Annotated in this window: 10 protein-coding genes; all 10 read left to right on the top strand. The window is 71.2% G+C overall.

The window, feature by feature from the left end:
• Window positions 1-9 precede the first annotated feature (9 nt).
• From nuoE to nuoN, 10 genes are read left to right on the top strand one after another with little or no spacing between them, the layout of a single operon-like run.
• The gene (gene nuoE, locus ADL08_RS19955) at window positions 10-837 is read left to right on the top strand and encodes an NADH-quinone oxidoreductase subunit NuoE (protein WP_420709662.1); all 828 of its coding nucleotides are present in this window, start codon (window positions 10-12) and stop codon (window positions 835-837) included.
• Window positions 834-2,186 carry an NADH-quinone oxidoreductase subunit NuoF gene (nuoF, locus tag ADL08_RS19950; protein ID WP_199837044.1) on the top strand — a complete coding sequence of 451 codons (1,353 nt, stop codon included), beginning with the start codon at window positions 834-836 and terminating at the stop codon, window positions 2,184-2,186. The genes nuoE and nuoF overlap by 4 nt, the downstream gene beginning before the upstream one ends.
• On the top strand, window positions 2,183-4,681 hold the full coding sequence (locus ADL08_RS19945; RefSeq protein WP_053644841.1) for an NADH-quinone oxidoreductase subunit G: 2,499 nt from the start codon (window positions 2,183-2,185) through the stop codon (window positions 4,679-4,681). The genes nuoF and ADL08_RS19945 overlap by 4 nt, the downstream gene beginning before the upstream one ends.
• Complete coding sequence (gene nuoH / locus ADL08_RS19940; RefSeq protein WP_053644839.1) at window positions 4,678-6,039, top strand: NADH-quinone oxidoreductase subunit NuoH; 1,362 nt, start codon at window positions 4,678-4,680, stop codon at window positions 6,037-6,039. Before ADL08_RS19945 ends, nuoH begins: the two co-directional genes overlap by 4 nt.
• Window positions 6,014-6,625, top strand: coding sequence for an NADH-quinone oxidoreductase subunit NuoI (gene nuoI / locus ADL08_RS19935; RefSeq protein ID WP_053644837.1), 612 nt, complete (start codon window positions 6,014-6,016; stop codon window positions 6,623-6,625). The genes nuoH and nuoI overlap by 26 nt, the downstream gene beginning before the upstream one ends.
• Window positions 6,622-7,503 (top strand): NADH-quinone oxidoreductase subunit J, encoded by an 882-nt coding sequence (locus ADL08_RS19930; protein ID WP_053644834.1) that lies wholly within the window; start codon window positions 6,622-6,624, stop codon window positions 7,501-7,503. The genes nuoI and ADL08_RS19930 overlap by 4 nt, the downstream gene beginning before the upstream one ends.
• Complete coding sequence (nuoK, locus tag ADL08_RS19925; protein ID WP_030208826.1) at window positions 7,500-7,799, top strand: NADH-quinone oxidoreductase subunit NuoK; 300 nt, start codon at window positions 7,500-7,502, stop codon at window positions 7,797-7,799. Before ADL08_RS19930 ends, nuoK begins: the two co-directional genes overlap by 4 nt.
• A gap of 10 nt (window positions 7,800-7,809) precedes the next feature.
• Window positions 7,810-9,702 carry an NADH-quinone oxidoreductase subunit L gene (gene nuoL, locus ADL08_RS19920; protein ID WP_053644832.1) on the top strand — a complete coding sequence of 631 codons (1,893 nt, stop codon included), beginning with the start codon at window positions 7,810-7,812 and terminating at the stop codon, window positions 9,700-9,702.
• 5 nt (window positions 9,703-9,707) lie between these two features.
• On the top strand, window positions 9,708-11,279 hold the full coding sequence (locus ADL08_RS19915) for an NADH-quinone oxidoreductase subunit M (RefSeq protein ID WP_053644830.1): 1,572 nt from the start codon (window positions 9,708-9,710) through the stop codon (window positions 11,277-11,279).
• Window positions 11,276-12,940, top strand: a complete 1,665-nt coding sequence (nuoN, locus tag ADL08_RS19910; protein ID WP_053644828.1) for an NADH-quinone oxidoreductase subunit NuoN — start codon at window positions 11,276-11,278, stop codon at window positions 12,938-12,940. Before ADL08_RS19915 ends, nuoN begins: the two co-directional genes overlap by 4 nt.
• The last annotated feature ends 40 nt before the right edge of the window (window positions 12,941-12,980 follow it).

Genomic DNA, 12,980 nt, shown 5'->3' with positions numbered 1-12,980 from the left:
AGCCTGGGCATGCCCCAGCTCCCCGCCCCCGGCTACCCGGCGGACGTCCGCGCCCGGCTGGAGGAGGACGCGCGGGCCGTCGTCGCCCGCTACCCGGACTCCCGCTCCGCGCTCCTGCCGCTGCTGCACCTCGTGCAGTCGGAGGAGGGCCACGTCACCCGCACCGGCATGGCGTTCTGCGCCGACGTCCTCGGCCTCACCACCGCCGAGGTCACCGCCGTCGCCACCTTCTACACCATGTACCGGCGCAAGCCCTCCGGCGACTACCAGGTCGGCGTCTGCACCAATACCCTCTGCGCGGTCATGGGCGGCGACGCCATCTTCGACGAGCTGAAGGAGCACCTCGGCGTCGGCAACGGCGAGACGACCGAGGACGGCAAGGTCACCCTCGAACACATCGAGTGCAACGCGGCCTGCGACTTCGCGCCCGTCGTGATGGTCAACTGGGAGTTCTTCGACAACCAGACCCCCGAGTCCGCCAAGGAGATGGTGGACGACCTGCGGGCCGGCCGGACCGTCGAACCCACCCGCGGCGCCCCGCTCTGCACCTTCAAGGAGACCGCCCGCATCCTCGCCGGCTTCCCCGACGAGCGCCCCGGCGCCGTCGAGGCCACCGGCGGCGCGGGCCCCGCCTCCCTCGTCGGCCTGCGCCTGGCCAGGGGCGAGCAGCCGCACCACCGCATCGTCCACCCGCGCGGCGAGTCCCCGGGCCAGAGCGCCCCGGGCCAGAGCGCCCCGGGCCAGAGCGCCCCGGGCCAGAACCCGCCCGGACAGAACTCCTCCGGACAGGGCGGGAACGCCGGACGGGACGAGACCTCCGGACAGGAGGGGAAGTGATGACCTTGGCAGCCGAGATCAACAACAGCAGCCCCGAGAAGCTCCTCGCCCCCGTCCTCTCGGCCTTCTGGGACCAGCCCGACTCCTGGACCCTGGAGACCTACGAGCGCCACGAGGGCTACCGGGGACTCCGCAAGGCCCTCGCGATGAGCCCCGACGACCTCATCGCGTACGTCAAGGAGTCCGGCCTCCGCGGCCGCGGCGGCGCCGGCTTCCCCACCGGCATGAAGTGGCAGTTCATTCCGCAGGGCGACGGCAAGCCGCACTACCTCGTCGTCAACGCCGACGAGTCCGAGCCCGGCACCTGCAAGGACATCCCGCTCCTCTTCGCCAACCCGCACTCCCTCATCGAGGGCATCGTGATCGCCTGCTACGCGATCCGCTCCAGCCACGCCTTCATCTACCTGCGCGGCGAGGTCGTCCCCGTCCTGCGCCGCCTCCACGAGGCCGTCCGCGAGGCCTACGCCGCCGGCTACCTCGGCCGGAACGTCCTCGGCAGCGGGCTCGACCTCGAACTCACCGTGCACGCCGGCGCCGGCGCGTACATCTGCGGTGAGGAGACCGCGCTCCTCGACTCGCTCGAAGGGCGCCGCGGCCAGCCCCGGCTGCGGCCCCCCTTCCCCGCGGTCGCCGGCCTCTACGCCTGCCCCACCGTGGTGAACAACGTCGAGTCCATCGCGTCCGTTCCCGCGATCCTCAACAAGGGCAAGGACTGGTTCACCTCCATGGGCAGCGAGAAGTCCCCGGGCTTCACGCTGTACTCGCTCTCCGGGCACGTCGTCTCGCCCGGCCAGTACGAGGCCCCGCTCGGCATCACCCTGCGCCAGCTCCTCGACATGAGCGGCGGGATGCGCCCCGGCCACCGCCTCAAGTTCTGGACCCCCGGCGGCTCCTCCACCCCGATGTTCACCGACGAACACCTCGACGTCCCCCTCGACTACGAGGGCGTCGGCGCCGCCGGCTCCATGCTCGGCACCAAGGCGCTCCAGTGCTTCGACGAGACCACCTGCGTGGTCCGGGCCGTCACCCGCTGGACCGAGTTCTACGCCCACGAGTCCTGCGGCAAGTGCACCCCCTGCCGCGAGGGCACGTACTGGCTCGTCCAGCTGCTCCGTGCCATCGAAAACGGGGACGGCACCCTTACCGACCTCGACAAGCTCAACGACATCGCCGACAACATCAACGGCAAGTCGTTCTGCGCCCTCGGCGACGGCGCCGCCTCGCCGATCTTCTCCTCCCTGAAGTACTTCCGCGAGGAGTACGAGCAGCACATCACGGGCAAGGGCTGCCCCTTCGACCCGGCCAAGTCGACCGCCTGGGCGGACAACCACAAGGAGGTGACCGCATGACCGTCACCGAGTCCGGTCCCACGGGCGGCGGCGGACCGGCCGTGCCGCCGGAGGACCTCGTCACGCTGACCATCGACGGCATCGAGGTCTCCGTCCCCAAGGGGACCCTGGTCATCCGCGCCGCCGAACAGCTCGGCATCGAGATCCCGCGCTTCTGCGACCACCCGCTCCTCGACCCCGCCGGCGCCTGCCGCCAGTGCATCGTCGAGGTCGAGGGCCAGCGCAAGCCGATGGCCTCCTGCACCATCACGTGCACCGACGGCATGGTGGTGAAGTCGCAGCTCACCAGCCCCGTCGCCGAGAAGGCCCAGCACGGCGTGATGGAGCTGCTGCTCGTCAACCACCCGCTGGACTGCCCCGTCTGCGACAAGGGCGGCGAGTGCCCCCTGCAGAACCAGGCCATGTCCCACGGACAGGCCGAGTCCCGCTTCGAGGGCGTCAAGCGCACCTACGAGAAGCCGATCGCGATCTCCACCCAGGTCCTCCTCGACCGCGAGCGCTGCGTGCTCTGCGCCCGCTGCACCCGCTTCTCCAACCAGGTCGCGGGCGACCCGATGATCGAGCTGATCGAGCGCGGCGCGCTCCAGCAGGTCGGCACCGGCGAGGGCGACCCCTTCGAGTCGTACTTCTCCGGCAACACCATCCAGATCTGCCCGGTCGGCGCCCTCACCTCCGCCGCCTACCGCTTCCGCTCCCGCCCCTTCGACCTGGTCTCCTCGCCGTCGGTGTGCGAGCAGTGCTCCGGCGGCTGCGCCACCCGCACCGACCACCGGCGCGGCAAGGTCATGCGGCGGCTCGCCGCCGAGGACCCCGAGGTCAACGAGGAGTGGATCTGCGACAAGGGCCGCTTCGGCTTCCGGTACGCGCAGCAGCGCGACCGGCTCACCACCCCGCTCGTGCGGAACGCCGGGACCGGTGAGCTGGAGCCCGCCTCCTGGCCCGAGGCCCTGGAGGCCGCCGCCCGCGGGCTCGTCCGCGGCCGCACCGGCGTCCTGGCCGGGGGCAGGCTGACCGTCGAGGACTCCTACGCGTACGCCAAGTTCGCCCGGATCGCCCTCGACACCAACGACGTCGACTTCCGGGCCCGGGTCCACTCCGGCGAGGAGGCCGACTTCCTGGCCTCCGCCGTCGCCGGACACGGCCGCGACCTGGACGGATCGGGCGTCACGTACACCTCGCTCGAAGCCGCCCCGGCCGTCCTCCTCGTCGGCCTGGAGTCCGAGGAGGAGGCCCCCGGCGTCTTCCTGCGGCTGCGCAAGGCCTGGCGCAAGCACGGCCAGAAGACCTACGCCGTCGCCGCGTTCGCCACCCGGGGCCTGGAGAAGAGCGGCGGCACCCTGCTGCCCGCCGCCCCCGGCACCGAGACCGAGTGGCTCGACGCCCTCACCTCCCGGGTCGGCCTCACCGGCGACGGACTCGCCGCCGCCGAGGCCCTCCGCCGGGAGGGCGCCGTCCTCGCCGTCGGCGAGCGCCTCGCGGGCGTGCCCGGCGCGCTCACCGCCGCCCTGCGCGCCGCCACCGCCACCGGCGCCCGGCTCGTCTGGATCCCGCGCCGCTCCGGCGAACGCGGCGCCGTCGAGGCCGGCGCCCTGCCGGCGCTCCTCCCCGGCGGCCGGCCCGCGACCCACCCCCGCGCGCGCGAGGAGGTCGCCGCCGCCTGGGGCGTCCGCGAGCTCCCCGCCCGCTACGGCCGCGACACCGGCCAGATCGTCGAGGCCGCCGCCACCGGCGAGCTCACCGCCCTGCTCGTCGGCGGCGTCGAGGTCGCCGACCTGCCGGACCCGGCCCGCGCGCGCGAGGCGCTCGACGCGGCCTTCGTGGTCTCCCTGGAGCTGCGGCCCGGCGAGGTCACCGACCGCGCCGACGTCGTCCTGCCCGTCGCGGCCGTCGCCGAGAAGTCCGGCACCTTCCTCAACTGGGAGGGCAGGGCCCGGATGTTCGAGGCCGCGCTCAAGCCGGAGCAGATGACCCGGCCGCTCGCCCCGACCGACACCCGCGTCCTGCACATGCTGGCCGACGCCCTCGACGTCCACCTGGCCCTGCCCGACCTCGTGGCCGTACGGCGCGAGCTGGACCGGCTCGGCGGCTGGACCCGCGAGCGGGCCACCGAGCCCACCGAGCCCGGCCGTCCCGCGCCCCGCACCGGCGACGGCGAGGCCGTCCTCGCCGGACACCGGCTGCTGCTCGACCTCGGACGGCTCCAGGAGGGCGACACCGCCCTCGCCGGCACCCGGCACGCCGCCGTCGCCCGGCTCTCCGCCGCCACCGCCGCCGACACCGGCGTCAAGGACGGCGACGTCCTGGAGGTCACCGGCCCGGCCGGCTCGGTCGCCCTCCCGCTCCTGGTCACCGAGATGCCCGACCGCGTCGTCTGGCTCCCGCTGAACTCGACCGGGCACGGCGTCCTCTCCGACACCGGCGCCCGCCCGGGCGACCTGGTCCGCATCGGCCCGACGGCCCCGCGCCCCGCCGACGTCACGGAGGTGCAGGCATGAGCGTGCCGCTCGCCGCTGAAGACCTGTCCATGTTCGGCACGGACCCCTGGTGGCTCGTCGCGGTCAAGGCCGTCTTCTGCTTCGCCTTCCTGATGGTGACCGTGCTCTTCTCCATCGTGTGGGAGCGCAAGGTCGTCGCCTGGATGCAGCTGCGCGTCGGCCCCAACCGGCACGGCCCCTGGGGCCTCCTCCAGTCCCTCGCGGACGGCGTCAAGCTGATGCTCAAGGAGGACGTGATCGTCAGGAAGGCCGACAAGGTCGTCTACGTCCTCGCCCCGGTCGTCGCCGCGATCCCCGCCTTCATGGCGATCGCCGTGATCCCCTTCGGCCCGGCGGGCAACGAGGTCTCGATCTTCGGCCACCGCACCACGATGCAGCTCACCGACCTGCCGATCGCGATGCTGTACGTCCTCGCGGTCGCCTCCGTCGGCATCTACGGCATCGTCCTGGCCGGCTGGTCCTCCGGCTCCACGTACCCGCTCCTGGGCGGACTGCGCTCCTGCGCGCAGATGATCTCCTACGAGATCGCCATGGGCGCGGCCTTCGCCTCCGTCTTCCTCTACTCCGGGTCGATGTCGACCTCGGCGATCGTCGAGGCGCAGGCGGACCGCTGGTTCGTGATCCTGCTGCCGGTCTCGTTCATCATCTACGTGATCACCATGGTCGGCGAGACCAACCGCGCCCCCTTCGACATGCCGGAGTCCGAGGGCGACCTCGTCGGCGGCTTCAACACCGAGTACTCGTCCATCAAGTTCGCGCTGTTCATGCTCGCCGAGTACGTGAACATGGTGACGGTCTCGGCCGTGACGACGACCCTCTTCCTGGGCGGCTGGCGGGCCCCGTACCCGGTCTCCACCTTCTGGGAGGGCGCGAACCACGGCTGGTGGCCGATGCTCTGGTTCGTGATCAAGGTGCAGCTGCTGCTGTTCTTCTTCATCTGGCTGCGCGGCACCCTGCCCCGCGTCCGCTACGACCAGCTGATGAAGCTCGGCTGGAAGGTCCTCATCCCGGTCTCCGTGGTCTGGCTGATGCTGGTCGCCACCGTCCGGGCGCTGCGCAACGAGAACATCGCGTTCACCGACATCGTCCTGTACGTGGCCGGGGGCGTGCTCGCCCTGCTCCTCCTCTCCTTCGTGGTGGACCTCTTCCGCGACCGGAAGGCGAAGGCGGCGGCGCCCGCGCCCGAGGAGGACCGCGCCTTCGACCCGATGGCCGGAGGCTTCCCCGTACCGCCCAAGCCCGGACAGTCCCTGCCGCCCGTGCCCCGGCGCAGGTCGCGGCAGGGCCGGGACCTCGTTGTCAGTGGCGCCCCCGATACTGCTACTGCGAGTGATGGAAAGGAGACGGACGGTGTCTGACTTCCAGAATCCGGTGGCCGGCTTCGGCGTGACCTTCAAGGCCATGTTCAAGAAGCGGCTGACCGAGCAGTACCCGGAGCAGCAGAAGACGACGGCGCCCCGCTTCCACGGCCGGCACCAGCTCAACCGTCACCCCGACGGCCTGGAGAAGTGCGTCGGCTGCGAGCTGTGCGCCTGGGCCTGTCCCGCCGACGCCATCTACGTGGAGGGCGCGGACAACACGGACGAGGAGCGCTACTCGCCCGGCGAGCGCTACGGCCGCGTCTACCAGATCAACTACGCCCGCTGCATCCTGTGCGGGCTGTGCATCGAGGCCTGCCCCACGCGCGCGCTGACGATGACCAACGAGTTCGAGCTGGCCGACTCCTCCCGCGCGAACCTGATCTACACCAAGGAGCAGCTCCTCGCGGGCCTGGAGGAGGAGATGGTCGACACCCCGCACGCGATCTTCCCGGGCATGACCGAGCAGGACTACTACCGGGGCCTCGTCACCGCGGCGTCGCCCGGCACCGTCCGCCAGGCCGCCGTGTCCAAGGGGGAGAAGGACGACGCCGAGGACGGCGCCGACGAGGAGGTGGACGCGTGAGCGCGCACCTCGCCCCCCTCGCCCCCCTCGCCTCCGAGAACCTCGCGGCGTACACCACCTCCGCCGGCGAGGCCGTCCAGTTCTGGGTCCTCGGCACCGTCGCCGTCGTCGGCGCGCTGTGCACGATCCTGATGCGCAGGGCCGTCCACTCGGCGCTCTGCCTCGCCGGCACCATGATCGTCCTGGCGGTCTTCTACCTGGCCAACGGCGCGTACTTCCTCGGCGTCGTCCAGATCGTCGTCTACACCGGCGCGATCATGATGCTCTTCCTCTTCGTCGTCATGCTGGTCGGCGTCACGGCCGCGGACTCCCTGAAGGAGACCCTCAAGGGGCAGCGCTGGTGGGCCGCCGCCTGCGGCCTCGGCTTCGGCGTCCTGCTCTGCGCCGGCATCGGGAACGCGTCGATCACCGAGTTCGCCGGCCTCGGCGCCGCGAACGCCGCGCGCGGCGGAAACGTCGAGGGCCTCGCCGCCCTCATCTTCACCAAGTACGTCTTCGCCTTCGAGATCACCGGCGCGCTCCTCATCACCGCCTCCGTCGGCGCGATGGTCCTCACCCACCGCGAGCGCACCGAACGCGCCCGCACCCAGCGCGAGCTCGCCGAGCAGCGGGTGCGGGAGGGCACGCACGTGCCGCCGCTGCCCGCGCCCGGCGTCTACGCCCGGCACAACGCCGTGGACGTCGCGGGCCTGCTGCCCGACGGCACCCCGGCGGAGCTCACCGTCATGGGGACCCTGCGCAAGCGGGGCCAGATCCGGGACGTGTCCCCCGAGACCATGGCCGGTCTCAAGGCCCTGGAGCAGCGCTCCGAGGAGCGGCTCGGCCGGAACGGGGACGCGCTCGGCCGGGACCGGGACGAAGAGGAGGCCAACCGGTGAATCCCGTCAACTACCTGTATCTCTCCGCCCTGCTGTTCACCATCGGCGCGGCCGGGGTGCTGATCCGGCGCAACGCGATCGTGGTCTTCATGTGCGTGGAGCTGATGCTCAACGCCTGCAACCTCGCGTTCGTCACCTTCTCCCGCATGCACGGCAACCTCGACGGCCAGATCGTCGCCTTCTTCACGATGGTCGTCGCCGCCGCGGAGGTCGTCGTCGGGCTCGCGATCATCGTGTCCGTCTTCCGTGCCCGCCACTCGGCCTCGGTCGACGACGCAAGCCTGATGAAGCTGTGAGGGGCTGACCGTGGAAAATCTCATCGCTCTGCTCGTCGGGGCGCCCCTGCTCGGCGCGGCCGTGCTGCTCTGCGGCGGCCGCCGGCTCGACCGGACCGGCCACTGGATCGGCACGCTCCTCGCGGCCGTCTCCTTCGCGATCGGCCTGGCGCTCTTCGCCGACATGCTCGGCAAGGGGGCCGAGGAGCGGGCCCTGCACCAGAGGCTCTTCGCCTGGATCCCCGTCGAGGGCTTCCAGGCGGACGTCGCCTTCCAGCTCGACCAGCTCTCCATGACGTTCGTCCTGCTGATCAGCGGGGTCGGCACCCTCATCCACGTGTACTCCATCGGATACATGGAGCACGACGAGCGGCGCCGCCGGTTCTTCGGCTACCTGAACCTGTTCGTCGCGGCGATGCTGCTGCTCGTCCTCGCCGACAACTACCTGCTCCTGTACTTCGGCTGGGAGGGCGTCGGCCTCGCCTCGTACCTCCTGATCGGGTTCTGGCAGCACAAGCCCAGCGCGGCCACCGCCGCGAAGAAGGCGTTCCTGGTCAACCGGGTCGGTGACATCGGTCTCTCGATCGCGATCATGATCATGTTCACCACCTTCGGGACCTTCGCCTTCGGGCCGGTCCTGGAGGCGACCGGCCAGGCCTCGCAGGGGACGCTGACCGCGATCGGCCTGATGCTGCTCCTCGCGGCCTGCGGCAAGTCGGCCCAGGTGCCGCTGCAGTCCTGGCTCGGGGACGCGATGGAGGGCCCGACCCCGGTCTCGGCCCTCATCCACGCGGCCACGATGGTGACCGCCGGTGTCTATCTGATCGTCCGCTCCGCCGACATCTTCAACGCGGCCCCGGACGCGCAGCTCGTCGTCACCGTCGTCGGCGCCGTCACGCTCCTCTTCGGTGCGATCGTCGGTTGCGCCAAGGACGACATCAAGAAGGCGCTCGCCGGTTCGACGATGTCGCAGATCGGCTACATGATCCTGGCGGCCGGCCTCGGCCCCATCGGCTACGTCTTCGCGATCATGCACCTGGTGACGCACGGCTTCTTCAAGGCCGGGCTCTTCCTCGGCGCCGGCTCGGTCATGCACGGCATGAACGACGAGGTCGACATGAGGAAGTACGGCGGCCTGCGGAAGTACATGCCGGTCACCTTCGTCACCTTCGGCCTCGGCTACCTGGCGATCATCGGCTTCCCCGGCCTGTCCGGCTTCTTCTCCAAGGACAAGATCATCGAGGCGGCCTTCGCGAAGGGCGGCGCCGAGGGCTGGATCCTCGGCGCGGTCACCCTGCTCGGCGCCGCCATCACCGCGTACTACATGACCCGCGTGATGCTGATGACCTTCTTCGGCGAGAAGCGCTGGCAGCCCGACGAGAACGGCAACCCGCCGCACCCGCACGAGTCGCCCAGGTCCATGGTGATCCCGATGGTGCTGCTCGCCGTCGGGTCGGTCGCCGGAGGCGCGGTCTTCGAGTTCGCCGGGTTCGTCGAGTGGCTGGAGCCCGTCACCGGCTACGAGCACGGCCACCCGCCGATCGGCGCCGCGGCCGTCACCGCCGCCACCGTCGCCGTCATGGTGATCGGCGTCGGCCTGGCCTACCTCCAGTACGGGCGCCGGCCCGTCCCGGTGGTCGCCCCGCGCGGCTCGCTGCTCACCCGGGCGGCCCGCCGCGACCTGCTCCAGGACGACCTCAACCACGCCGTCTTCGTCACGGGCGGCACCCACCTCACCCGCTCGCTCGTCTACGTCGACCACTCCCTGGTGGACGGCGTGGTCAACGGCACCGCGGCGAGCGTCGGCGGGCTCTCCGGCCGGCTGCGCAAGCTCCAGAACGGCTACGCCCGCTCGTACGCGGTCTCCATGTTCGGAGGTACGGCGGTGCTGATCGCCGCGACCCTGCTGATGAGGGCGGTGTAACCCGTATGTCCTTCCCGCTCCTTACGGTGACGGCAGCGGTGCCGGCGGTCGGTGCGATCCTGACCGCCGCCGTGCCCGCCGCCCGCCGCACCGCCGCCAAGTGGCTGGCGCTGCTCGTCTCGCTCGCCACGCTCGTGCTCGCCGCCGTCGTCTTCGTACGGTTCGAGCCCGGCGGCGAGCGGTACCAGCTGACCGAGTCGTACGCCTGGATCAAGGACTTCGGCGTCCGGTACGAGCTGGGCGTGGACGGCATCGGGGTGGCGCTGATCGCGCTCACCGCGCTGCTGATCCCGTTCGTGATCCTGGCCGGCTGGCACGACGCCGACCCCCTGGAGACCTCCTCGAAGAGGTGGCGGCCGACGCAGGGCTTCTTCGCCCTGATCCTCATGGTCGAGGCGATGGTGATCCTCTCCTTCGAGGCCACCGACGTCTTCCTCTTCTACATCCTGTTCGAAGCCATGCTCATCCCGATGTACTTCCTCATCGGCGGCTTCGGCGACCGGGCCCACACGGGCTCCGACGAGAACGCGGCGGCCCAGCGCTCCTACGCGGCCGTCAAGTTCCTCCTCTACAACCTGGTCGGCGGCCTGATCATGCTGGCCGCCGTCATCGGCCTGTACGTGGTCGCGGGGAACTTCTCGCTCACCGAGATCGCCGGGGCGCGGGCCAACGGCTCCCTGGAGATCGCGACCAGCACCGAGCGCTGGCTGTTCCTCGGCTTCTTCTTCGCCTTCGCGGTGAAGGCGCCGCTGTGGCCGCTGCACACCTGGCTGCCGAACGCGATGGGGGAGGCGACCGCCCCGGTCGCCGTCCTCATCACCGCCGTCGTCGACAAGGTCGGCACCTTCGCGATGCTCCGCTTCTGCCTCGGGCTCTTCCCCGAGGCCTCGAAGTGGGCCACGCCCGCGATCGTCGTCCTCGCCCTGATCAGCATCGTCTACGGGGCGCTCGTCGCCGTCGGCCAGCGGGACATCAAGCGCCTGGTCGCCTACGCGTCCATCTCGCACTTCGGCTTCATCATCCTGGGCATCTTCGCGATGACCAGCCAGGGCCAGTCCGGCGCCACGCTCTACATGGTCAACCACGGCATCTCGACCGCCGCCCTGATGCTGGTCGCCGGGTTCCTGATCTCCCGGCGCGGCTCGCGGCTCATCGCCGACTACGGCGGTGTGCAGAAGGTCGCGCCGGTGCTCGCCGGCACCTTCCTGATCGGCGGCCTCGCGACCCTGTCGCTGCCCGGACTCGCGCCGTTCGTCAGCGAGTTCCTGGTCCTGGTCGGCACCTACGCCCGCTACCCGGTGGCCGGCGTCATCGCCACCACCGGCATCGTCCTCGCCGCCCTCTACACCCTCGTCCTGTACCAGCGGACGATGACCGGGCCGGTGAAGGAGGAGGTCCGCGAGCTGCCGGACCTGCGGCCGCGCGAGCTGGCCGTGGTCGTCCCGCTGATCGCCGTCCTGATCTTCCTCGGGGTCTTCCCGAAGCCGCTGACGGACGTCGTCAACCCGGCGGTGCGCCACACCATGTCCGACGTCCAGCAGAAGGACCCCCAGCCAGAAGTGGAGGCGGCCAAGTGAGTGCTCCCGCTGTCGCATCCTCCGTCCACAGCCTGTGGACGACCGCCGCCGTCGAGCCGCTGGAGAAGATCCCGGCGCCCCACATCGAGTACGCGCAGCTCGCGCCCGTGCTCATCGTGGTCGGCGCCGCGGTCCTCAGCGTCCTCGTCGAGGCCTTCGTGCCCCGCAGGGGCCGCTACACCGCCCAGGTCTTCCTGAGCGTCCTCGCGCTCGCCGCCTCCTTCGCCGCCGTCGTCGGCCTGGCGGCCGGCGGCTACGGCTCCACCAAGGCCCACATCGCGGCCATGGGCGCCATCGCCGTCGACGGACCCGCCCTCTTCCTCCAGGGCACCATCCTCCTCGCCTCGATCGTGGCCGTCTTCACCTTCGCCGAGCGCAGGCTCGACCCGGCCGACCACGGCCACCGGGTCGACTCCTTCGCCGCCGAGGCCGCCGCCGTGCCCGGCAGCGACCACGAGAAGGCCGCGGTCAAGGCCGGGTTCACCACCACCGAGGTGTTCCCGTTCGCCCTCTTCGCCGTCGCGGGCATGCTGGTCTTCCCGGCGGCCAACGACCTCCTGACGCTCTTCATCGCCCTGGAGGTCTTCTCCCTCCCGCTGTACCTGCTGTGCGCCGTCGCCCGCCGCAAGCGGCTGATGTCGCAGGAGGCGGCCGTCAAGTACTTCCTGCTCGGCGCCTTCTCCTCGGCCTTCCTGCTCTTCGGGATCGCCCTGCTCTACGGCTACTCGGGCTCCGTCTCGTACGCCGTCATCGCCGACGTCGTCGACGGGACGGTCACCTCGGTCAACCCGGCGCTCGCCGACACCATGGGGAACGACGCGCTGCTCCTCATCGGCTTCGCCATGGTCCTCACGGGGCTCCTCTTCAAGGTCGGCGCCGTGCCGTTCCACATGTGGACCCCGGACGTCTACCAGGGCGCCCCGACCCCGGTCACCGGCTTCATGGCCGCCGCGACCAAGGTCGCCGCCTTCGGCGCGCTGCTCCGCCTGCTCTACGTGGTGCTCCCGGGCCTCACCTGGGACTGGCGGCCGGTCATGTGGGGCGTCGCGATCCTCACCATGCTGGGCGGCGCGATCGTCGCCATCACCCAGACCGACATCAAGCGGCTCCTGGCGTACTCGTCCATCGCGCACGCGGGCTTCCTGCTCGCGGGCGTCATCGCCGCCACCCCCGACGGCATCTCGTCCGTCCTCTTCTACCTGGGCGCGTACTCCTTCGTCACGATCGGCGCCTTCGCCGTCGTCACCCTGGTCAGGGACGCGGGCGGCGAGGCCACCCACCTCTCCAAGTGGGCCGGTCTGGGCCGCCGTTCGCCGCTGGTCGCGGCGGTCTTCGCGGTCTTCCTGCTCGCCTTCGCCGGCATCCCGCTGACCTCCGGCTTCTCCGGGAAGTTCGCGGTCTTCAAGGCGGCGGCGGAGGGCGGCGCGGGAGCCCTCGTGGTGGTCGGCGTGCTCTCCTCGGCGATCGCGGCCTTCTTCTACATCCGGGTCATCGTGCTCATGTTCTTCAGCGAGCCCAAGGCGGACGGCCCCACGGTCGCCGTCCCCTCGGCCTTCACCACGATCGCCATCACGGCGGGCGTGGCGGTCACCCTGGTCCTCGGCCTCGCGCCGCAGTACTTCCTGGACCTGGCGAACCAGGCGAGCGTGTTCGTGCGGTAGCCCCGGGCGGACGCGCGCGAAGGGCCCGGCTCCCCAGGAG

This window comes from Streptomyces sp. NRRL F-6492, from assembly GCF_001280125.1.
In the GTDB taxonomy this organism is placed as follows: Bacteria; Actinomycetota; Actinomycetes; order Streptomycetales; family Streptomycetaceae; genus Streptomyces.
The sequence above is the reverse complement of the archived record's forward strand: the minus strand, read 5'-3'. Positions and strand labels throughout refer to the sequence as shown.

Coding starts and splice junctions, on each gene's coding strand:
- nuoE (WP_420709662.1), top strand. CDS start 10: ATGCCCCAGCTCCCCGCCCCCGGCTACCCGGCGGACGTCCGCGCCCGG.
- ADL08_RS19945 (WP_053644841.1), top strand. CDS start 2,183: ATGACCGTCACCGAGTCCGGTCCCACGGGCGGCGGCGGACCGGCCGTG.
- nuoI (WP_053644837.1), top strand. CDS start 6,014: ATGGAAAGGAGACGGACGGTGTCTGACTTCCAGAATCCGGTGGCCGGC.
- nuoH (WP_053644839.1), top strand. CDS start 4,678: ATGAGCGTGCCGCTCGCCGCTGAAGACCTGTCCATGTTCGGCACGGAC.
- ADL08_RS19915 (WP_053644830.1), top strand. CDS start 9,708: ATGTCCTTCCCGCTCCTTACGGTGACGGCAGCGGTGCCGGCGGTCGGT.